We start from the raw sequence: 20,971 nt of genomic DNA, 5'->3' as shown, positions 1-20,971 counted from the left end.
TCAAATAAGGATTGGACGGACGGCAGATCATACCTGCCCGTTCGGACCAATCCTTATTTGCGTATACAGAAGGCGGTTCTTCTCCGCCCGATCATTCCGCTGTCTGCCGCGCCGCGCCCATCCGCTCAAGATCGCTCCACAGAGCGCGGATCGCTTGGCCGCGGTGGCTAATCTCGTTTTTCTGCTCTACGGACAGCTCGGCCGTCGTCTTCCCCAAACCCGGAACGAAGAAGAGCGGATCGTATCCGAAGCCGCCGTCTCCGCGGGGTTCGGCGATAATTTGCCCCTCGCAGCTGCCCTCTACGGCGCTGACGACGCGCCCTTCGGCATCGACGAGAACGATGGCCGATACGAAGCGCGCCGGGCTCAAGACGCGCGGTCCTCCGCCTTGGCCGCCGGACTCGTATGCCGGCAGCTCGGATAGCCGCTCCAGCAGCTTCCGGTTGTTCGCCTCGTCATTCGCGGGCTCTCCCGCATAGCGCGCCGAGTATACGCCCGGCTCGCCGCCCAGCCTGTCGACGCACAGGCCGGAATCGTCGGCGATCGCCGGCACCTTAAGCCGCAGCGCAACGGCGCGCGCTTTGATCAGCGCATTGGCCGCGAAGCTGTCTCCGTCCTCGATAATCTCGGGAATTTCTTCATAATCCAGCAGGCTTTTCACAGCGATGCCCCGCTGCCGGAACAGCGGCTCCAGCTCCTTGACCTTTCCCGCGTTGCGGGTAGCCACGACGACCTCAGACCCTAGATTCAGCATGCGCGGCTCTCCTGATCCGTTCGGCAATGTCAGATCCCAGCGCCTCGGTCTGCACGGCGATCATAGACTGAATGCCCGTCTCGGCAAGCGCCAGAAGCTCGTCGAGCTCACTGCGCGAGAACGGGGAGTCCTCGCCGGTGCCCTGCACTTCGACGAATTTGCCCAGCCCGGTCATGACGACGTTCATATCCACCTTGGCTTTGGAGTCCTCCTCATAGTTCAAGTCGAGACATGCCTGGCCGTTTACGACGCCTACGCTGACCGAACCGAGAAAATCGGTGATCGGATATTTGGACAAATTCCGATCCTTGACAATCTTGTCAATGGCGAATGCCATGGCGACGAAAGCCCCGGTAATCGAAGTCGTGCGCGTTCCCCCGTCGGCCTGAATAACGTCGCAATCCAGCGTGATCGAACGCTCTCCCAGCGCCTCCAGATTCACTACGGAGCGGAGCGCCCTGCCGATCAGACGCTGAATTTCCATCGTCCGTCCTCCAAGCTTGCCCTTGGCCGCTTCGCGCTGATTGCGCACCTGGGTCGCTCGCGGCAGCATCGAGTATTCCGCCGTCACCCAGCCTTTTCCCTGGCCTTTCATAAAAGGAGGTACTCTTTCTTCGACGGTTGCCGTGCAAATGACCTTGGTTTCTCCCACTTCGATCAATACCGACCCTTCGGCATGCTTATTATAATGGGGCGTAATGGTAACCGAACGGGTTTGGCCCGTTTGTCTGCCGTCATTTCTCATCATTTGGTTCATTGCCTCCTTCATGCTTGTCACGGACGAGTCCATTTCGGCCGAATCCCGCCTATCGGGTTTAACTTATATGTATCTGACCCTAACCATTGTACCAGAGTGATTGGGCGAGTTCCAATAGGCCGTCCTTTCCCTTTGCGCCGCGGGAAAAAGAAGAGGGAGCCGGCCGGCTCCCTTCTGCGTTACCATTACATTTTTTGCGGGTTGATCGTCGTCGGACGGCTGACCGGCTTGGTGTAGCTTTGATCGTCGCTTGCGCTTACTTTGGCATCGCCGTTGACCGTGATTTGGACCTTGGTCTGAGCCCCTTCATTTTCCGTGAGCGATAGCACCACCGCTTTCAAAGCGTCGGCCGGCGCTTTTTTGTCCGGTCCCAGCACCTTGTCGGAGAAATCTACCGTAATGACGTCGCCCGCCATATTGACCTGTTTCAGCTCCGCTCCCGGCGTCATCACCGCCGAAAGCCCCTTTTTCTCGTCCGGACCTGCGATTAGCTGCTCCACAACGGCCTGGGCGACGTTATCCGTACGCTTCACCAAACGGGTGACCGGGACATAGTATTTGTAGTTGTCCTGGTTTTGCCCTAGGAAGTAGAGCGTCACCGGCGTCGATTGCCCGTAGTCCACTCCCTCCGGCTTCTCCAGATTAATGCCCATAGCTCTGGACAGCGGCTCATCCAGCGGCGTTCCGCCTACCGGCATCTCCTTCAAATCTTTGCCTTCCACGCGAATCTGCACCTTGTCTATAGCGGAGAAGCCGGTTAAAGTCCATGTGACGGCCTCCAATATCTTACGTTCATCCTGCAAATTGTAATCGGTAAATTCCTTGGAAAAATCGACGATGGCCATCTGCTGATCCTTGACGACATTAATACCTTTCACTGTCGTCCCTTTGGGGAGCAGCGCGGTAAATCCGGCCGGCAGCTGGCTTGCGGACGGCCCGTCCTCAACCATCGCCTCCAGCGCCTTTTTCGCTACTTCAACCGACTTTTCCACATTGAGCGAAACGGGGGCTACAAGCCCGTTAGTGTCCCTGGCATACACGGTAACCGGCGCAGGATTTTGGATAGCCGGCGCCATCACAGCCTTGGCCGTATCGGCGCCGGCATCGGCTCCGGTCGGCGGAGGATCGATCGACTGCGATTTTTCCTTCGTTCCAAGCGCCGAGCAACCTGAGGTCAGCAGTACGACAATCCCCGTTACAGCCGCCCACCGTGTCCATCTGTACTGTTTCATGGATGATTCCTCCTTGAGAATAAGGGTTGTTTGTCCTGTCTCTTTACTCCAACTATACGAGAGGGAGACAAGTTTTATGACAACAATTTGTCCTTCTTCCTTTACGGTGAATTCAGCGCCGGCTTTGTGTTAAAATAATACTGGGCAGCCATAATTTAATTATTGGCCGCACGGGGGCTGAGCCGCTGCGCAAGCGGCGCGAACGGACACCGGGAAGGCTGCCGCTCCCGTCTCGCAAGCCGGGGCATGTATCAGGCCTCGCGGTACGGTAAAAACTATTTTCAGCTCTAGCAGAAACGAAATTTAAAAGGAGGGTTATCCATCATGCCTTATAATCTCGATTCCGGTAAAGTCGCCGAAGCAGCCAAAACGTGGCTAACCCAAAGAGGGGTTCGCCTGGAGGACATAGCTGAACTGACCTACTTTTTGCAGAAGGATTACTTCTCCTGCCTGACGATGGAGCAATGCATGGAAAGCGTCTGCCGGGTCGTCGAGAAGCGCGAGGTGCAGAACGCCATATTGACCGGCATCCAGCTTGACATGCTGGCCGAAGAAGGCAAGCTGCTTCCGCCGCTTCAGGAAATGCTGGAAAACGACGAAGGCCTGTACGGCTGCGACGAGGTACTGGCTTTATCTATCGTCAATGTGTACGGAAGCATAGGCTTCACGAATTTCGGTTATATCGACAAGCTCAAGCCCGGCATCCTCAAGATGCTGAACGATAAAAACGGACCTCATAAGCATACGTTTCTCGACGACATCGTCGGCGCGATCGCCGCGGCGGCGAGCAGCCGCATAGCGCACCGCAAGCAAGCGGAGAAGGAAGCCGAGCAGCAGCAGTAGCCGCTTGATGTTCAGCACTTTTAGAAAAAAAGGATGCGCCCCCCAGGCCGCTGATGTTGAAGCCTGAGCGGTACATCCTTTTTTTCGTTTCCCGCGTGCGCCGCATAGCCTGCAGTTTCCCTGCATTACCACCCCCACTTTTGCAGCGCCCAACGAGCGATGAATATCGCTGCGCCCATCGCCAAGTTGATCCAGCCGACCCAGCGGGCCGCCCTCGCTTCTTTGGCCAATGACGCCATTTCATAGCCTTTCACGTCCATGAACAGGACATAAGCACCCGTTAACAGCAGCAGCGGCACCGAATAAATCATATAACTGGAATAGGCTCCGATCACATTACCATCCCCTTCGGGCAGATCCGGCGGACAAGCATCGGGATTGGCTCCCCCGCCGCCTTTATCTGGCCTTCATTCCTACGCGCCGGACTTTCGAATATACTTTGATTTCCATTTGAACCTCCGGGTACATCTGCTGCCACTTCTCCTTGGTTTGAATCTCCCGGTTCCAGAATACCGGCTCCTTGGCTCTTACGTATTCTCCGAATCCGAAAATATCCGAGCCTTTGTTTTGCGTTTTTTTGATCAGACCTTGATACGCTTTGATAAGCGATTTTTTATTCTCCTCTTCAATTCTCTGCAGCAGCTCGGAGTTGTTGGCAGCCAGACTCTCGCTGAGCTTCTCCTCCAGATTCGTTTCCGTATAGACGCTGATGGAGAAAAAAGGACGTCCGTTCCGGATCTTAACGTCGATTTTGGATTGGCGGTGAGTCGCAAAGATCGTGACCGTCTTGGCCGGATCGCTGTCCAGATTGATGAAGGCCCGGTAGCCTGCCGGATTAAGCCCTTTAATGCCCATATAAGCTGCGATTTCAAAAGGCTCCGATTTGTCGAGCATCTTGTCGTTCTTGAAATAGGCCATGCCTTTCAGCTCCACGCTTTGCGAGCCCGTCAACTCGATATAGGGGAGAAACGCCTCCTGCCCCTTTTTGGAGCTGTTGCTCCAGAAAATACCCAGAAAATCGTTCGGAAACTTCCCCTGCTTGACCGCTTCGTCCAGGGTGGAGAGCAAATACAGTGTCGGCACGCGCTCCAGCTTCGGAGCCGCTCTCATCATCGGTTCGGCGTCGCCTTTGCTGACGGCCATCCAGGCGGTTCTGCGCACTTCCGGGTTGCGGCGGAAATAATCGTTCAAATTTTGCAGCCCCAGCTTGGCCACCTTCTCGGAGACGACAATAATCCGCAAGTGCCCGAAAAACAGCCTCGACGAAATTTGCTGCTGCAAGTTCATAATGGCATCGTCAATCGTATGGCCAACCACGCTGATCACCCACACCGTTTCCTCCGCCCCTTTCCCGACTGCCCCGGACTCGCCGGGACCGAGCGGAATTTTGCCGGGCAGGGCGATTTGAACGGCGACGCGGATCATGTTTTTGTTGGGCGCCGGGAATTTGCCGCGCAGATGCGATATTTGATCCTCCGTATTCGCGTCTTTGATATCGGCCGAATCCACCGAAATGCCGAGCACCATGGCGCGGTCTTCAATCTCCAAACGGTCCCAGCACCCGGTAAGCAGCGGGAAGGTGAGCAGCACGGCCGCCGTCAGCTTAACGATGTTCGTCCATTGGCGTTTCTCCACCCCGATCCCCTCTTTTCTTGCGGATGACAGCGATGATCAGCAGCGTTCCGGGATATGCGATCGTAATGAAGAGTCCGATACGGCTTACATACTGAATGATTTCGTACATTTGCAGTATGCTTTCCGGCAGCATCGCCATGATGAAAACGAACGGCAGCAGCGAATACGAAAACAGCTTGTGATCGCGCAATCGAAGCAAATTGCTCATCGCACGGATCGTTAAATAATAGCTGGAAATCAGCGTTGTAAATACCGCGGTCACCCATACCGCGAGGAAAGCCGCATCCAGCCGTTCAAGAATGTTGGCCGGCAGCGACGTCGTCTTCGCCAGCTCCAACGTCGGCCACAAGAGCAGCTTCGTCTCTTCCGCTCCGAATACCCCGATCGTAGCGGTCACAATCGTGATATACAGCCCCCCGATATAATCATCGCCCAGACGCTGGCTTTCATCGCCATCTTCGGCTCGCGCATCGCCGGAATGACGATGGTCATGATGAAGGAGCTCTGGAATAAGGCCGCTACGGTAAAGACGCTGGTCAGCATCGGAACGGACGGACTCTGCCATACGGGCAGCAGATTGATCAAATCGGCATTTTTCAGCGACAACGCGACGATAAGCAACGCCGGAATCAACAGGATAGGAAAATAAAAATTATGGATATAGGCGAAGGTGCGCATATCGTGTCGCGTCGAAATGGCGGACAGCAGCAGCATGACCACCACCGTCACTTCCAGCGGCGTCCGCTTCAGTACGGACGTGATAACCACTTCCCCGAACTCGCGCGCGGCGAGCGAAGTCAATATGGCGAAAAAGAAGATAATGCAAACGCTGCCGATCGCGGCCGGCCATTTGCCGATAATCTCCTCGCTGTATAAAATGATGGACTTGTCCGGGAAACGCATGCCAAGCAGCGTAATCAAACACAGTCCGAGGAAGGCCAGCAGCGAGGCAACCAATGTAACTAGCGGAGCGGCGGAATCGGCTTCCCTGACGGCAAACAACGGGAGCGGTAGAATGCCGACCCCAATGATCGTACTGACAAGAACGGTCGTTGCCTGGAACGTGGTGATCTGACGAAAATATTTCATTATCGGCCGCCCTTTCCTCCGTCTTTGCTGCTCGTATTGTTCGGGTCCAGCACATTATGGGAGCTGTTCATAATATCATCCATTACATCGGGGTCGATTCTCCTCTTGTCGATCGTTTGCAAAAATGTCGGCCTCTTCTTAAACCACCACAGCGGACCGCGGATCAACAAATCCTTCATCCCTTGAAGACTGCCCGGAACCAGCGGACTCAGATAAGGAATGCCGAACGACTTTAATGAAAGGAGATGATTCGCGATAAGGATCAGCCCGATCATAATACCGTACAGGCCGAAGATGCCGCCCAGGAAAATAAGCGGAAACCTGAGCAGCCGCAAAGCCAGCGCAGCGTTATAAGCCGGCGTTGCAAAGGAGCCGATCGTCGTCAATGCAATGATGACGATCGTAATCGGGCTGGCGAAACCCGCCGCTACCGCCGCTTGCCCGACGACGAGGACGCCGACAATGGACAGCGCGCCGCCGACCTGCTGCGGCAGGCGGATCGTCGCTTCCCGCAGCACTTCCATCGAAATCTCGATGATCAGCACCTCGATGATCGCAGGAAACGGCACGCCGGCCCGGCCTCCGGCCACCGCCACCGCGAACTCCGTAGGAATCAGCTCCGGATTGAACGAAATGATAGCGACGTACAAGGAAGGAAAAATCAAGGAAAAAATCAGAGCGACCAGCCGCGCCAGACGAATCGAGCTCATCATCAAATACCGTTCGTTATAATCCTCTACCGTCTGATAAAACTGGCTGAACACCGTCGGTACGACCAAAGCCATCGGCGAACCGTCGACAAGAATCGCTACCCTCCCTTCCAGCAGGTTGGCGGCGACTTTATCCGGCCTTTCCGTATACTGCACTTGCGGAAACGGCGACAGATGATTGTCCTCGATGTACTGCTCCAAGTATCCCGAATCCAGCACGGCGTCGATATCGATCTTGGACAGCCGGTTCTTCACTTCGTCCACCAGCTCTCGATTTGTAATTCCTTCCATGAAGCAAATCGCGACCTTGGACTGCGTTCTTCGGCCGATTTCCATCGTATGCAAGCGTAAATCCGGCGTCTGCAGCCGGTAGCGAAGCAGGGCGATATTCGTTCCGAGCAGCTCGATGAACCCTTCGCGCGAGCCGCGGATGACCATCTCGGTAGCGGGCTGGTCGATCGAACGCTTATCGATGTTGCGCGTGCCAATTAAAAAAGCCTCATCCAGTCCCTCCACGACAACAACGGTTTGCCCGCATAAAATCGCTTCGACCAATTTGATGAGCTTGTTCTCCAGCTTGCCTTCGCTGTGATATAACGTTTCGTTCAGCAGCACGTCCGTGAGCCTGCCGGGCGCAATGGGCTTATTCTCCAAATGAGCGGGCAAGTACATGAGCGGCTTCAATATATCGGTGTTCACCAAGCCCTGATCGATCATATTGGAGAAGTAGAACATCACCGCTTCGTAATGCCCGAAGACGCGGAAACGGCGAATGACAAAATCGTCATTCTCTCCTAATATGCCGATGATAAAGTCAAGCGCATCGTTCAAACTGCCGTTAATTTTCTCATGCTGATGAGTCTCCGTAATCCGATCGGAGATTGTAACCAAAGGCTTGGCTTCCTTCTTGCGCTTGAACCATTTCAAGATGGACAAACGGGCTCCCCCCTCACGCTTCATGCTGTCTGTCATTCACCCGCGTTACAGTAATTATTCCCATTATGCCCGGGAAGCAAACATCCCCCCATGCGAAGTTAGCCCCCCTATAGGACCGGCTCGGTCTATCGCGCGAACGCATCCCTAAGCCATGGAGACGGCTAGCGCATAGGAACAAATCCCCTAAAAGTGACGTGATGCTCTGAAGCTTATTGCGTCCGCATCCAGCCTAAGCTGGATCGGCGTCTAACCCTTCCTCTGGGATCGTTCTATGGGTAGACTTTACTTTCGGGGAAACCCCCGGATGTCCACAGGATATGGCTGCGCATCATTTCCTAAACAACAAAAAAACATCCGCAGCTCTCTGTTAGAAAGCCGCGGATGTGCCATCCGTCGTTCATATCGTTTGAAAAATGTCCGTCGCGCCGCGCTCCAGCTGCTCCACCCGCTGCGCGTCGCGCAAATAAATGAGATGCGCCAGTGTCTCGGATAAGGCAAACCGCAGCTGATGCAGCGTCAAACGGTCGCCGAAGGTTGCCCGGCACACTTCATACGCCGTCATGGCTCCCTGCTCCAGCAGGCTTCGCATCTGTTCCAGCCGGGCATCATGATGCTCCAGAAGCTCCCGCGTCCGCTGCCCGAACGTCTGGAACGGATCGCGATGCCCCGGATAAGCCGTCGTCACGTCGTATTGTCCGATCACCTCAAGACTTTGCAGAAAGCTCTGCAGCGGATTCTCGTCGATACCGCCCGGCAAATAGCTCACATTAGGAGAAATACGCGGAATGACGTGATCTCCGCAGATCATGTCGCCGCTTTGCCTGCGGTAAAAGCACAGATGCCCCGCCGCATGGCCCGGCGTATGAATCGTTTCGTATTCGTCGTCCCCGAGCCGGATCGGCTCTCCGGGAGTAATGAGCGACAAAGCGGGCTGAGGAGAAACCATAGAGACGAAATCATCCATATGCGCCCGCATCGGTTCCGCCAGCTCGTCAGGCAAGCCATGCGCCGCGAACAGCCGCAGCAGTTCGTCCGTCATCGGCTGCGCTTCTCCCCAGAGCCTCTTCACCTGTCCGCAGCCGACTGCCGAGAGGCGAACCGGAGCGCCGGAGCGCTCCTGGAACCACCCGGCCAAGCCGTAATGATCCGGGTGGTGGTGAGTCAGCACAAGCTGCTCGATATCCGCGAAACCGAAGCCCAGCTCCTTCATCACCGCCTCCCACATCTCTTCGGCGGCCTCCGTATGTAAGCCCGGGTCGATCAGCGTATAGCCGTCCTTACCGCGGATCAAATAAGCGTTGACCCAGCGCAGCGGAAACGGCAGCGGGACCTTGACTTGAATAAACGTGTCCTTATGCAGCGTATATAAGTTCATGCCTTGCCGACCTACCCTTTCCTGCGCCCGACGAATATCATTCTCTGGGAAGTTTCGCGATCATAGGGGGAAGCGTTGTAATCCCCGTATACGTCGGATACTTCCAGTCCCGCACGATCCAGCATCGCCAGGAACGGCTCCAGTCCGTACAGCTTGACCTGCTCCAGATAAGTTCTCTCGGGAGAGCCCTGTTCGCTCACGACGATCGTCTTGCGGACGAAGCCGTCCTCGATGCGGCGGGTTTCCTCAATCGTACAAAAGCCTTCTTGGCGGGATGAGAACGGAACCAGATGCCGTTTTACATAATCCGGATTCATAAAATCGACGATGAACTGGCCGGACGGGGCAAGCAGACGGGCGATTTCCCCCAGCACCCGTTCGTTTTCCTCGTCTTGCTCGAAGTAACCGAACGAAGTGAACAAATTGACGACCGCGTCGAAAGACTCCTGCAGCGGCACTTCTCTCATATCCCCTTGCAAAAAGCGGACCTGACGGCGCTCATTGAGCCGGTCCGCTTCAGCCAAAAGCACGTCCGACAAATCGATGCCGGTAACGGAATACCCGAAGTCGTTCAAAGCCATCGAATGTCTGCCCATACCGCAGCATAAATCGAGCACCTTGGCACCTTGAGGAAGCTGCAGCCATTCGATCATCTTCTTGACCTCTTGGTAAGCTCCTTCCACATCGCGGTGTTTGTATACTAACAAATAGTCGTCTCCAAAACTTTTTCGATACCAATCCGACATAGTATTCTTCAATCTCCTTCCCATCCTTGCAGCGACGGTCGCTGTGCCCGAAGGCGCCACTTGAACCGCATTGCTACTATCTTACCAAACTTTCTAAGGATGTCACAATCCGCGGGACGGGAATTCATCGTCATTTTTCTGATTGGGGCGATCAAGCGGCTATGGTGATGCGCTAAAGACTGGTGTATAATCTAACTTTATAGAAGGTATGGTTCCTAAAGGTTGTTCTCCCGGAGGTTAAGAATGAGCTTGCTACCTATTCAAGAGAAAATCGGCAGCCGCAAGCATAAGGAAATTTACGAGCTTGTGCGTCGTCAAGGCACCGTGTCCAAAATCGAGCTGCTGGAACAAAGCCAAATGACCGGCAGCACGCTGACCCGCACTTTGGAGGAGCTGACCCATCAGGGCTGGCTTGTGGAAGCCGGCTTCGGGGAATCCACCGGAGGCCGCCGTCCGATTCTGTATCAAACGAACCCGACCGCAGCCTATGTGTTCGGGCTGGATATTTCACGCATGAGCTCGAAGCTGATTCTTTGCGATCTGCATATGAACAAGCTGGATGCCGAAAGCTGGTTGATGGACGAGCGCATGACTCCGGACCGTTTGCTCCGCGACATCGCCGATGCGGCCGAACGGATGCTGCACAAGCATCAGATCGCAGCGGACGCGGTGCTCGGCATGGGCATCGGCGCCGTCGGGCCTTTGGACCGTACGACGGGAATCATTCTGGAGCCGCTCTACTTTCCGGCGGCAGGCTGGCGTCATGTAGAGGTGGCGCGCTACATGCAGGAGAGGCTGCGCATCCCGGTGCTGCTCGACAACGGAGCCAACACGGCTATCATCGGCGAATCCTGGTCGGATCGCAACCGGGATTACCGTCATTTGCTCTATGTGCATCTCGGCGTAGGAATCCGCTCCTCTATGATGGCCGGCGGCAAAGTCGTTTACGGCGCCGTCGATATGGAGGGCTCGATAGGCCAGATGATCATTCAAACCGACGGGCCGCGGATCGGCAATCACGGCAACTTCGGCAGCCTGCAGACATACGCCTCCATCCATGCGCTGGAGCAGCAGGCTCAATCGCGGTTGAAGCAAGGTAGAGAAAGCTCTCTTCGCTATAAGGAAGCCGATCCGGAGAAAATCAACTACACTCATCTGCTGCAAGGGTTAAAGGAGCATGACCCGCTAACCGTGGAAATTTTTTCCCAAGCGGCGACTTACTTCGGCATCGGCTTGTCCAATCTGCTGAATATTTTGCATCCTGAGAAAGTCATACTCGGCGGCTCCTTGATCAGCAGCGATCCCAGCTTTTTCCAGATAGCGACTCGCGTGGCCATTCGCAACACGTACTACTATCCAGCGTATCAAGTAGTATTCAGCCAGGGACATCTGGGGGAAGAGGCGCTGGTTACCGGGGCGGCCATTATGATGATCAATCAATTGACGGAACTATGAGCACATCCGGCGGTTCGCACAAGCCGGCGGCCGGATGCGCTTCGCCGGAAATCGCATGACTGTGAAACCGCAAACATTACTTAGCCTAGGAGGAACTCGCTATGAACGAACAGACGAAGCCATCCTGCTGCTCCACCAGCCGAAGCGAAGCGCAAGCCGCTCCGCAAAGCATATCTGCGGACAGCTTGAAACGATTCGACCAGCAAGACAGCCGCTTGACTTCCCCTAATCCCCTGGAAGGGATGATCTACTTGCCCGGAGGAGAATTCCTTATGGGGACGGACGACCGGGAAGGCTTCCCGCAGGACGGCGAGGGGCCCGTGCGCCCCGTTACCGTCGCCCCCTTCTACGTCGATCCGTGTACGGTCAGCAACGCCGAATTCTCCCGATTCGTCCAAGCAACGGGCTACAAGACGGATGCGGAGCGCTTCGGATGGTCTTTCGTGTTCCATCTGTTCGTCTCGGAAGAGACGGCCGCCAAAGTCAAGCACGTCGTACAGCGCACGCCGTGGTGGTGGAACGTCGAGGGCTCGGACTGGGCCCACCCGGAAGGCCCCGATTCTTCGATCGAAGACCGCATGGATCATCCGGTCATCCACGTTTCCTGGAACGACGCCGCCGCTTATTGCAAATGGGCGGGAAAGCGCTTGCTGACCGAAGCCGAATGGGAGTACGCCGCAAGAGGCGGACTTGTGCAGAAGCGCTATCCTTGGGGCGATCTCCTGAAGCCCGACGGCGAGCATCTGTGTAACATTTGGCAGGGGAAATTCCCGGACAAAAACAATATGAGCGACGGCTACGCCGGAACGGCTCCGGTCCGCTCCTTCAAGCCTAACGGCTTCGGCCTCTACAATGTGGCCGGCAACGTATGGGAATGGTGCGGGGACTGGTTCAGCCCGACCTGGCATATCGAAGGCCCCCGGGTCGATCCGAAGGGACCGGATCGCGGCACTTCGCGCGTCATGCGCGGCGGTTCCTATCTGTGCCATAAATCGTACTGCAACCGCTACCGGGTCGCCGCACGCAGCTCCAACACGCCGGACAGCTCGGCGGGCAATATGGGCTTTCGCTGTGCGGCCGATGCGAAATAAGCGACAGCCGAAGGAGCGCCCGGCGATCGCCGGGAAACGGCTTGCCTGTAGTTAAGCTTTCGGCAAACATAAAAGCCCTGTCCGATTCCTTCCTCCTAATTGCAGGAAGAAGATCAGACAGGGCTTTTTCGGCCAAGCTGTTATTCGCCGATCAGGCGGTAGAAGCTTCGTCTTCCACCGGTTCGCCGTGAAGCTCGCGGAACAGAGCGACCAGCTTGCCGTGCTTGCGCAGCGATTTCTCATGAATCAGATTCAGCTTGCCGTTATCCAAAATGCCGAAGCGGTCGATCAAATGCTCATTTTCATGAGACCAGTCGAACCCTTCGAAAATGCTGAGACACGCAGTCCAGTTTTTCGTATATTTTCCGTCTTGGAACAGATGATTGTGCGCGTACAAGGCGATGCTTTCCTGCATCGCGCGGCTTGCCGAGCTGTACTGCGGCAATCCCGGCTGCTCCGGCATCAGCGGCAGCAGCGTGCTGTAAAACTGATGCAAAATTTCAATATAAGCCGACGGGTCCTGGCGAATTTTGCGGACCATTTCGTAGGACGGCTGCATTTTGCCTGTAAACAGCATGGTTGCCGTCGAATACAGCCAACTGAACGAAGTGAAGTTTTTGTTGTACGAAGTCAGGTTCGCACGTCTCTCCACTCCTGCCGCTTTCAGGAATACGTTATGATCAACGACCTGCTGAATAACCAGATTGAGCGGATCGATGCTGTCGAATGAATGGCCGAGCTCCTTGCTCACAAGCTGAACCTTGGAGTTAATGTCTCCGAACAACTGCTTCTCTTCCTCTTCGCTGAGACCGATATAAATTTGAACGGCCAGTTCGCTCTCCACCAGTTCCAGACGGCGGCGCTCGATCTGCTCGACGAGCCCTTCCATCTGCTCCAGCTCTTGCTTAAGCTCCTCGTTATCGGGGGAACGGCGCTGCTTGATTTTTAGTGCGGCCGCCTTCTTCTCATGGCTGCGCACTTCCTTAAGCATTTGCTCATTCACATAGCCGAGGGCCAAAATCCGGTGCTGCCCATCCAAAATGCTCAGCTTGGAGCCGGGACGCAGGTACAGACCTTTCTCCGTCTTGGCCAGCGAGCTGACCTCACGCAAAGACAACGTAACCGGTCCGAAAAAGACGCGGTCCAGCTCGCGTTCTTGCAAATAATTGGAAATTTTACGGCGCTGTCCGGCGCTCAGCTTCCGCTGCACCATCGGATCGATCGTCGTATAATTCAATAAATCCTGCACTTGGATGGCCACTGTGGCCAGCCCAAACTTCTCGCAAAACGGGTGAATCGTCATATTCAGGCAAAGTCCGTCCATTAACCGGCATCCTCCTTATCGCGAATCAAGAACAGATGGTGCTCCTGATAAAAATCCTTAATGTATTGGTAAGCTTTCATGATACGCGAGCGTCTGGGAAGACGGTCTTTCTCGTCGCCTGCATAAATTGCGTCCCAATCGATATGCGGTAAAATTTTCATCGCATAATCCAATGCGTAACGGTTGAAGCTGCCCGTCTTCGTCGCTTCATCATGGAAGAACATCGCCAGAGCGATCTGCAAGTTCTCCGACCAGCAAAGAACGCCTTTCTCCGGCTCAGGCAAATGGCGAAGCATCGTATCGAAATAATAGGAAGCAAGCTTCATATGCTCCTCGATATCCTGATCTGCGAAATAGTAGCCGTTGTTGCGGGCGGCCGACTTCAGCCTGCCCTCGAACAAGCCGCATAAAATTTCCACGAGCAGGTGGTACGAGAACAGAAACTCGGGTCCCTTGCCCCGTTCGGTGAACATATCGACGGAAATGGCTCTCATGGCCGGCGCCTGCTCCGCAAGCTGGGTCGCCAGCACATGGTAAAATCTCCGCTGTTCGCGCAGCACGGCCAGGTTGCCGCCGATTTTACGCGGGAGCTTGTTGATATCGGAGAACAATTGACGCTCCTGACGGGCGTTAATGTCCAAATAAATCATCGTCGACATCGGGAAGGTGTACAGCTTGCTCAGCTTTTCCGTAATTTCCTCCATCCGGTCGTATTCCCGGCGGTCTTTGGCACGGGCCATATTGCTTTGCAGCGTTTCCATAATACGGCGGAACGCTGCCAGCCGATGCTGCCCGTCGACGACATACAGCTTTTCTATCGCTTGCAAACGGTATACTTGCTGATCGGCGTCATATTCTCCCGCTCCTCTGGCAGACAGAATAATCCCCGGAAAATAAATGCCCTGCTGATGATCGAGATACAGCATGATGTAATCCATCAGCTTGGATAGATTTTGCGGAACGATGGCGCGCTGCACCTCAAGGTCGACCTCATAGATCGAAAACAGCTTGCTCATCGGCAAAGTAGTGGACAAGGTCGTTTGTCCGAACGTTCTGGAAACGGCTCCCGGGATCTCGATGTAGGATGATGCTTTCTGCTCCGCCAACAGTTCCGACAGAGATGAAATTGGATCCATTGTTTCTTTCCTCCTCAGCTTGGAATGTTGCTATAGATATATATTACTATAATAGGTTCATATAGTTCCATTATACACCGAAATATCATGAAACATTCAGTATTTAGGCAGAATATTACTTGATTTCTAAAAGTTATTCCGAAATAAAGCATGATATTCTTGCATTACTGCTCTTGACATTTGGAGCAGAACGAAAAAGCTTACCCGCACCGCCTCTAAACGATATAGAAACGGCCTGGCAAGCTTGGAAAAAAGGAAAGAACATCCCCGGCGATGACTTGATGCTTCTAAGACGATTCCGCCCGCATCAAGCTTCGACTCGGCCGGCGTCCAGCCTCTCTACGGGGCAGACAGCTCTCTTCTGCCTCGTTTGCGGGCTGTGTGACTGTACAAAAAGCGAGCAGCAATTTCAACGGACACAGATGAAGTCAATCCCGGCCTTTTGGCGCAAGGTCCTTTAAGTCAGCGCCCGTCCCGTTCTTCCAGCGCCTCGGCCATAAAATCGACCAGATGCACGGCCTTCATCGTGCCGCCGAGCCCTGCGCGCTCGATGCCCCATTTCATCTGCAGCAGGCAGCCCGGATTGGCCGTCACGATATACTGCGCCTCCGTATCGCCCACATGCTCCATTTTATGATCGAGCACGTCGGCGGACATTTGCGGCTGCGTCAAATTGTAAATACCCGCCGATCCGCAGCAGCGATCCGCCCCGTGCAGCTCCCGCAGCTGCACGCCCGGCATCGATTGCAGCAGGGTGCGGGGCTGCTGCTGCACCCGCATCACATTGCGAAGGTGGCACGAATCCTGATACGTGACCACCTGAGCCTGATCCCGCTGCAGCTGGCGAAGCGGCAGCAGCGGTTCTCCCCGCTCGACGAGCAGCTCCGCGACGTCCTTGACCCGGCGGGCGAAGTCTTCCGCCCGCTCCGCATACCGATCATCGCCATGCAGCAGATGATCGTATTCCTTCAGGCTCGCGCCGCAGCCGCCGGCGTTGCTCGCCACGAAATCGACGCCGGCTGCGGCGAAGGCGTCGATATTCTCGCGGGCGAGACGGCTCGCCGACGCCGTTTCGCCCGCGTGGGCATGCAGCGCTCCGCAGCAGGTTTGCGAGGTCGGAACGACGACCTCGTAGCCGGCCTCGCGGAGCAGCTTGATCGTGTTCACGTTCGTCGACGTGAACAGCACATCCATGATGCACCCGCGGAACAAGCCGACGCGGGCGCGCTTCGGGCCGTCCCCGGCCGGGGGAATCACAAGCAGGCGGCCGCCGCCTTGCGCCGATTCCCAGGCGGCCGGGAGGCCGAGCCCGGCCCAGGCGCGGATCACGCCGTCGCCGGAAGCATCCGGCAAAATCGCCTCCATCTGCCGCATATGCTCGGGAAACAGGCGCATGACGCCGCTTGCCTGCGTCAGCTTCCGCAGCCCCGAGCGCTGATACAGCTTCAGCATTCCGCCGAGCACCCGCATCCTGCCGTGATGAGGGAACAGACGCTCCATAAACAGCGTCCGGATCGCCTTGACATGCCACGGATAGTCCGTCTCGGCAGCGATTGACTCCCTCGCTTGCTCGATCAGCTGCCCGTATTTGACGTCCGACGGGCAAGCCGGTTCGCAGGCACGGCAGCCGAGGCACAGATCCATCTGCTCCTTGAATCTTTGGTCCGGCTCCATGAAGCCGTCCGCCACCGCCTTCATCAGCGCGATGCGGCCCCTCGGCGAAGCCGCTTCCAGGCCGGTTTCGTTAAAGGTCGGACAGGCGGTCTGGCAAAAGCCGCAGCGCATACAGTTCGTCAGCTGATCCGTATCCAGCGTCAGCTTCAGCCGTTCGGCCAGCTTGTTCTCCGGACGGCGCTGAGCCGGAGCGCTTTGCGTCCCCAAATTCGATGCCGTCGCCATCTTACGCCTCCCTCCCGTCCGGTCGATCCTGCCCCGCAGCCGTTTGTCCGCTTGCGGAGCCGTCGCCTTCGCCTTCGTTCTGCGGCTCCGTAAATACGATCCGTTTGCGCGTCTCCGCAAACAGCTTGCCCGGATTCAAAATATGATCCGGATCGAACGCATCCTTCAGCCGCTTCATAATATCGATTCCGGAAGCGCCGACCTTCCATTCCAGGAAAGGCGCTTTGACGAGCCCGACGCCGTGTTCTCCGGTAATCGTGCCGCCCATGCGGATCGCCGCTTCGAATATCTCTTCGAACGCCTTTTCCACGCGGTGAATTTCTTCTTCGTCGCGGGCGTCGGTCATCGCCGTCGGATGGAGATTGCCGTCTCCCGCATGACCGAACGTGCAGATCTGCACGTCGTATTTGGCGGCGATGCGCTGCACCTCCAGCACCATCTCGGCGATTTTCGAGCGCGGAACGGTCGCGTCTTCAAGAATCGTCGTCGGGCGAAGCCGCGAAAGCGCCGCCAGCGCGCTGCGCCTCGCCTCCATCACTTTGGCCCCTTCCTCCGGCGTGGCTGCCACCTTGACCTGAATGGCCCCTTCCTTGCGGCAAATGTCCTCGATCAGCCGTAAATCGCGCTCGACGATCGTCTCGTCGCCGTCCTGCTCGATGGCCAGAATCGCTTCCGCATCGACAGGCAGGCCGATCCGGGCGAAATCCTCGACGACGCGAATCGTCGCTTTATCCATAAACTCCAACGTACAGGGCGTAATCCGGTTCGCCACGATTTGCGAAACCGAGCGCGCCGCAGAGCCGAGATCGCTGTACATGGCGACCATCGACCGGCGAAATCCCGGCTTCGGCACCAGCTTTACCGTCGCCTCGGTCAAAATGGCCAGCGTGCCTCCGGAACCGACCAGCAGGCGGGTCAGATCGTAGCCGGCCACATCCTTGACGAGCTTGCCGCCGGTCCGCAGAATGTCGCCGTTGGCGAGCACGGCCTCCAGGCCGATGACATAGTCCTTGGTCGTCCCGTATTTCAGTCCCCGCAGTCCTCCGGCTCCCAGCGCGATATTGCCGCCCATCGTACATATAATCATACTGCTCGGATCGGGCGGGTAAAACAATCCGGCCGCCTCGACGGCCGTATGAAACTGCTTGGTGTTAAGCCCCGTTTGGAACGTGGCGGTCAAATTATCCTGATCGATCTCGATCAGCTTGTTCATTCTCGTCATGACCATGACGATGCCTCCCTGTACGGGAACGACGCCGCCGCACAGATTGCTGCCCGCTCCCCGTCCGATGACGGGAATTTTATGCTCGGCGCATACTTTCATCAAGCCGGACACTTCTTCGGTAGAAGCGGGAAATACGACGCCGTCCGGCATGGACTGGTAGAGCGGCGTTGCGTCATAACTGTAGGAAACGAGCGACTCCGAGTCATCCTTGAACCATTTCGGGCCGACAATAGCTTGTAATTGCTCGCGAACGGATTGCTCCAGCACGGTAATACCTCCTGCATTCATTTGTGTAATCTTGCCGATTCTTATATAATTTTAATCAGGTCATCTGATGACTTTATTATAAAAGCAGCTTTTGCCAAGTGTCAATCGGATCATGCGGCCCAAACCGCCTGTAGCCGAAAATCCCGGTACAAGTACCGGCCGCGCTTATGCTTTGCCTTAACGTCCACCGCGGCCAATACGCCTGAAGCACTGGCGCCACGCCCCCGCCCCGACCCGGGAACGTTCGCTGCGCTTTGCCGAGTTCAGCAGGGTGCCCGCGTCAGTCTGGCAGCCGGCAGCATGGGCGCGGGTTGCTTCCATGCCGTCAAGTGCAGTACACTGTGCACTAGCCGCGCAGCCGCAAGCGCCGCCCCGGACGCGGGTCCGCTCCCGCTGCAGAACGCAGTTTTTGTTTTTTTATTGTTCCGTCTAATTACAACCGCCCTTCCGCCAGCAAAGCGGCCGGGAAATGATATAAGGATGTGCATAGCCATGATGATTCGTAAAGCCTATGAAGTAGTAGCCGACGCCATTCGGGAACGAATAAGGCAGGAAGAATGGCCGGTCGGCAGCCGGCTTCCTTCCGTGGAAAAGCTGGCCGTCATTTACGGCGTCGGGCGTTCGACGATCCGCGAAGCGCTAATGTCCTTGAAAGCGCACGGCTGGGTCGATATGCGGCACGGAGGGGGGACGTTCGTGCTGCAGACAAGCGAGTCCCAAGCGCTCTGGCAGCCGCCGCAAATCAGCGATGTGCGGCAGCTGAAGGCATGGCTCGAATTACGCTTTATTCTCGAAACCGAAAGCGCCGGCCTCGCCGCCTCGCGCAGGTCGGAAGCGCAGCTCGGCGAGCTGGACGACGCTTTGCAGGCGATGGCTTCCACCGCCGACGAAGAGGCGCTTGAACAGGCCGACATCCGCTTCCATACAGCGCTCGCCGGCGCCTCGGGCAATCCGCTGCTCCAAGGGGCGCTCGAATCGCTCTTCTCCTCGATGGGGCCCGTGATGATAGAAAGCCGCAGGCTCTGGCTGTTCGCCGAGCAAAGCGCGACGGATCGGCTCTCCGAAGAGCATCGGCATATCGTCGAGGCGGTGCGGAGTAGAGACGCTTCCGCGGCCAAGCAGCGAATGGCGCAGCATCTGCGTAAAGTCGAGCAAGTTTTGGAGCGCCTGAACGATTTTCGGGGTTAAATCCGCCTGCCTTTATGGCAGGTTTTTTGCTCGGCCTTTACCTATTTTTTAAACTTTTATGTTGACTAAATATGTTAACTGGACCATAATGAAAAATAGAGTTTGCACTAAAATTTTCAATTCGGAGGTAGTTAAGATGAAAATTGTAGCTATTGTCGGAAGCATCCGGAAAGAATCGTATAATCTGAAGCTCGCCAAGTACATACAACGGAAATATAAGGACCGCTTTGAGCTTGAAATTCTTAGTATCCGCGAATTGCCGTTCTACGATCAGGACATTGAGAACGAGCCTCCGGCCGTCGTCACGGAATTCAAAGCCAAAGTGAAGGCTGCCGACGCCGTCCTCTGGGTCGTGCCGGAATACAATGCGACGATTCCCGGCGTATTGGGCAATGCCATCGATTGGCTGTCCCGCGTAGATAAAGTTATGAACGGCAAGCCGTCCTGGATCGTCGGCGCTTCGATGGGCGTCCTCGGCACGGTCAAGGCCCAAGGCCATCTGCGCGACATTTTGTTCGCTTCCGGCGTAGGTTCCCCGCTTCTGCCCGGCAATGAAGTGTACGTGGGCGCGGTGCACGAGAAAATCGACGCCGAGGGCAATTTGACTCACGAACCGACAGTGAATTTCTTGGATACCGTTGTCGGAAATTTCATTACCTGGTATAATCAACAAGTTAAGCTTACTGCAGCTAAATAAATTTCTTTGTCTAAAAGGACCTATCGCTTCCATCAACAGGCATCCGCTTTTTGATGGCTAGCGATTTTTATTTTTTCGAGAAGGAGTGGGCAAGCGATGATTGCAACGCCACGGCTTATGTTCCGCAAGTATACGCTGGAGGACTATGCCTTTTTGCAGCAGATGACGGCGGATGCCGAAGTAATGCGGCATATCGGGAGGGGAACTCCATGGTCTCCGGAGGAAACGCTGGAGAAGCTGCAAGTGTTCATCGGGCGGTATCAAGCCTCGGAGGGACTCGGGCTGATGGTAGCGGTCCGAAGAAGCGACGGGGCGCTGATCGGGCATGCCGGACTGGTTCCCCAGCTGGTGGAAGGCCGCGAAGAAACGGAAATCGGCTATTGGATCAGCCGGGACTACTGGGGTCAAGGATACGCTTACGAAGCTGCCGAAGGCTGGCGCGATTATGCTTGGCGCCGTCTGAACAAGAGCAGGCTCATCTCCATCATTCAGCCGGACAACCTCAGGTCAGTCCGGGTAGCCCGCAAGCTTGGCATGACCTGCGAACGAACCATTCAGCACAAAGGTAAAAACGTTTGCATCTATTCCATTCATCCATCCTGACGGCAGCTT

At 55.9% G+C, this 20,971-nt stretch carries 18 protein-coding genes and 1 pseudogene; 6 read left to right on the top strand and 13 right to left on the bottom strand.

Features of this window, described 5'->3' with window-relative positions; genetic code table 11:
- Positions 1 to 91 precede the first annotated feature (91 nt).
- From SK3146_RS30005 to SK3146_RS29995, 3 genes are all read right to left on the bottom strand, one after another.
- Positions 92 to 754 carry an XTP/dITP diphosphatase gene (locus SK3146_RS30005; RefSeq protein ID WP_249862221.1) on the bottom strand — a complete coding sequence of 221 codons (663 nt, stop codon included), beginning with the start codon at positions 752 to 754 and terminating at the stop codon, positions 92 to 94.
- Complete coding sequence (gene rph / locus SK3146_RS30000) at positions 735 to 1,499, bottom strand: ribonuclease PH (RefSeq protein ID WP_249866487.1); 765 nt, start codon at positions 1,497 to 1,499, stop codon at positions 735 to 737. Before rph ends, SK3146_RS30005 begins: the two co-directional genes overlap by 20 nt.
- Positions 1,500 to 1,696: 197 nt before the next feature.
- Positions 1,697 to 2,743: a GerMN domain-containing protein gene (locus SK3146_RS29995; RefSeq protein WP_249862220.1), complete on the bottom strand. Its 1,047-nt coding sequence runs from the start codon at positions 2,741 to 2,743 to the stop codon at positions 1,697 to 1,699.
- A 324-nt stretch (positions 2,744 to 3,067) separates the two neighbouring features.
- On the opposite strand from SK3146_RS29995, the gene SK3146_RS29990 reads away from it, so the two are divergent.
- Positions 3,068 to 3,586, top strand: coding sequence for a phosphatidylglycerophosphatase A family protein (locus SK3146_RS29990; RefSeq protein ID WP_249862219.1), 519 nt, complete (start codon positions 3,068 to 3,070; stop codon positions 3,584 to 3,586).
- 125 nt (positions 3,587 to 3,711) lie between these two features.
- Here the strand turns inward: SK3146_RS29990 and SK3146_RS29985 are convergent, their stop codons facing one another.
- The 6 genes and pseudogenes from SK3146_RS29985 to SK3146_RS29960 form a co-directional block, all read right to left on the bottom strand.
- Positions 3,712 to 3,897, bottom strand: a complete 186-nt coding sequence (locus SK3146_RS29985) for a CLC_0170 family protein (protein WP_249862218.1) — start codon at positions 3,895 to 3,897, stop codon at positions 3,712 to 3,714.
- 85 nt (positions 3,898 to 3,982) lie between these two features.
- On the bottom strand, positions 3,983 to 5,221 hold the full coding sequence (locus SK3146_RS29980) for a Ger(x)C family spore germination protein (protein WP_249862217.1): 1,239 nt from the start codon (positions 5,219 to 5,221) through the stop codon (positions 3,983 to 3,985).
- Positions 5,190 to 6,310, bottom strand: a pseudogene (locus SK3146_RS29975) (GerAB/ArcD/ProY family transporter). The gene SK3146_RS29980 and the pseudogene SK3146_RS29975 overlap by 32 nt, the downstream one beginning before the upstream one ends.
- A complete protein-coding gene (locus tag SK3146_RS29970; RefSeq protein ID WP_249862216.1) occupies positions 6,310 to 7,956 on the bottom strand; it encodes a spore germination protein in 1,647 nt (548 codons plus the stop codon). Before SK3146_RS29970 ends, SK3146_RS29975 begins: the two are co-directional and overlap by 1 nt.
- Before the next feature lie 397 nt (positions 7,957 to 8,353).
- On the bottom strand, positions 8,354 to 9,331 hold the full coding sequence (locus SK3146_RS29965) for an MBL fold metallo-hydrolase (protein ID WP_249862215.1): 978 nt from the start codon (positions 9,329 to 9,331) through the stop codon (positions 8,354 to 8,356).
- An 11-nt stretch (positions 9,332 to 9,342) separates the two neighbouring features.
- Positions 9,343 to 10,077 (bottom strand): class I SAM-dependent methyltransferase, encoded by a 735-nt coding sequence (locus tag SK3146_RS29960; RefSeq protein WP_249866486.1) that lies wholly within the window; start codon positions 10,075 to 10,077, stop codon positions 9,343 to 9,345.
- 243 nt (positions 10,078 to 10,320) lie between these two features.
- Here SK3146_RS29960 and SK3146_RS29955 point away from each other — a divergent pair, with 243 nt between their 5' ends.
- Together SK3146_RS29955 and SK3146_RS29950 are read left to right on the top strand one after the other, a co-directional pair.
- Entirely contained in the window at positions 10,321 to 11,532 is a 1,212-nt protein-coding gene (locus SK3146_RS29955) for an ROK family transcriptional regulator (RefSeq protein WP_249862214.1), read from the top strand.
- A 101-nt stretch (positions 11,533 to 11,633) separates the two neighbouring features.
- Positions 11,634 to 12,623: a formylglycine-generating enzyme family protein gene (locus tag SK3146_RS29950; protein WP_249862213.1), complete on the top strand. Its 990-nt coding sequence runs from the start codon at positions 11,634 to 11,636 to the stop codon at positions 12,621 to 12,623.
- A gap of 151 nt (positions 12,624 to 12,774) precedes the next feature.
- On the opposite strand, the gene SK3146_RS29945 is transcribed toward SK3146_RS29950, so the two are convergent.
- From SK3146_RS29945 to SK3146_RS29930, 4 genes are all read right to left on the bottom strand, one after another.
- Entirely contained in the window at positions 12,775 to 13,947 is a 1,173-nt protein-coding gene (locus SK3146_RS29945; protein WP_249862212.1) for a DNA sulfur modification protein DndB, read from the bottom strand.
- Positions 13,947 to 15,083: a DGQHR domain-containing protein gene (locus tag SK3146_RS29940; RefSeq protein WP_249862211.1), complete on the bottom strand. Its 1,137-nt coding sequence runs from the start codon at positions 15,081 to 15,083 to the stop codon at positions 13,947 to 13,949. Before SK3146_RS29940 ends, SK3146_RS29945 begins: the two co-directional genes overlap by 1 nt.
- A 462-nt stretch (positions 15,084 to 15,545) precedes the next feature.
- Positions 15,546 to 16,868: a (Fe-S)-binding protein gene (locus tag SK3146_RS29935; protein WP_249866485.1), complete on the bottom strand. Its 1,323-nt coding sequence runs from the start codon at positions 16,866 to 16,868 to the stop codon at positions 15,546 to 15,548.
- 115 nt (positions 16,869 to 16,983) lie between these two features.
- Positions 16,984 to 18,474: an FAD-linked oxidase C-terminal domain-containing protein gene (locus tag SK3146_RS29930; protein WP_249862210.1), complete on the bottom strand. Its 1,491-nt coding sequence runs from the start codon at positions 18,472 to 18,474 to the stop codon at positions 16,984 to 16,986.
- A gap of 492 nt (positions 18,475 to 18,966) precedes the next feature.
- Between SK3146_RS29930 and SK3146_RS29925 the strand changes: the two genes are divergently transcribed.
- The 3 genes from SK3146_RS29925 to SK3146_RS29915 all read left to right on the top strand — a co-directional run bounded on the left by SK3146_RS29925 (position 18,967) and on the right by SK3146_RS29915 (position 20,962).
- Entirely contained in the window at positions 18,967 to 19,662 is a 696-nt protein-coding gene (locus SK3146_RS29925; RefSeq protein ID WP_249862209.1) for a FadR/GntR family transcriptional regulator, read from the top strand.
- Between the two features lie 136 nt (positions 19,663 to 19,798).
- Complete coding sequence (locus tag SK3146_RS29920; RefSeq protein WP_249862208.1) at positions 19,799 to 20,359, top strand: NADPH-dependent FMN reductase; 561 nt, start codon at positions 19,799 to 19,801, stop codon at positions 20,357 to 20,359.
- Positions 20,360 to 20,455: 96 nt separating this feature from the next.
- Entirely contained in the window at positions 20,456 to 20,962 is a 507-nt protein-coding gene (locus tag SK3146_RS29915) for a GNAT family N-acetyltransferase (protein WP_249862207.1), read from the top strand.
- The last annotated feature ends 9 nt before the right edge of the window (positions 20,963 to 20,971 follow it).

It is taken from the genome of Paenibacillus konkukensis (assembly GCF_023523925.1).
Classification (GTDB): domain Bacteria; phylum Bacillota; class Bacilli; order Paenibacillales; family NBRC-103111; genus Paenibacillus_S; species Paenibacillus_S doosanensis.
This window is presented reverse-complemented; position numbering and strand designations above follow the sequence as displayed.

Bases quoted from the DNA above. Each gene is read 5' to 3' on its own strand.
- SK3146_RS29995 (WP_249862220.1), bottom strand. From the start codon at position 2,743: ATGAAACAGTACAGATGGACACGGTGGGCGGCTGTAACGGGGATTGTC.
- SK3146_RS29945 (WP_249862212.1), bottom strand. From the start codon at position 13,947: ATGGACGGACTTTGCCTGAATATGACGATTCACCCGTTTTGCGAGAAG.
- SK3146_RS29960 (WP_249866486.1), bottom strand. From the start codon at position 10,077: ATGTCGGATTGGTATCGAAAAAGTTTTGGAGACGACTATTTGTTAGTA.
- SK3146_RS29990 (WP_249862219.1), top strand. From the start codon at position 3,068: ATGCCTTATAATCTCGATTCCGGTAAAGTCGCCGAAGCAGCCAAAACG.
- SK3146_RS29920 (WP_249862208.1), top strand. From the start codon at position 19,799: ATGAAAATTGTAGCTATTGTCGGAAGCATCCGGAAAGAATCGTATAAT.
- rph (WP_249866487.1), bottom strand. From the start codon at position 1,499: ATGAGAAATGACGGCAGACAAACGGGCCAAACCCGTTCGGTTACCATT.
- SK3146_RS30005 (WP_249862221.1), bottom strand. From the start codon at position 754: ATGCTGAATCTAGGGTCTGAGGTCGTCGTGGCTACCCGCAACGCGGGA.
- SK3146_RS29965 (WP_249862215.1), bottom strand. From the start codon at position 9,331: ATGAACTTATATACGCTGCATAAGGACACGTTTATTCAAGTCAAGGTC.
- SK3146_RS29925 (WP_249862209.1), top strand. From the start codon at position 18,967: ATGATGATTCGTAAAGCCTATGAAGTAGTAGCCGACGCCATTCGGGAA.
- SK3146_RS29950 (WP_249862213.1), top strand. From the start codon at position 11,634: ATGAACGAACAGACGAAGCCATCCTGCTGCTCCACCAGCCGAAGCGAA.
- SK3146_RS29915 (WP_249862207.1), top strand. From the start codon at position 20,456: ATGATTGCAACGCCACGGCTTATGTTCCGCAAGTATACGCTGGAGGAC.
- SK3146_RS29955 (WP_249862214.1), top strand. From the start codon at position 10,321: ATGAGCTTGCTACCTATTCAAGAGAAAATCGGCAGCCGCAAGCATAAG.
- SK3146_RS29935 (WP_249866485.1), bottom strand. From the start codon at position 16,868: ATGCGCTGCGGCTTTTGCCAGACCGCCTGTCCGACCTTTAACGAAACC.
- SK3146_RS29985 (WP_249862218.1), bottom strand. From the start codon at position 3,897: ATGATTTATTCGGTGCCGCTGCTGCTGTTAACGGGTGCTTATGTCCTG.
- SK3146_RS29940 (WP_249862211.1), bottom strand. From the start codon at position 15,083: ATGGATCCAATTTCATCTCTGTCGGAACTGTTGGCGGAGCAGAAAGCA.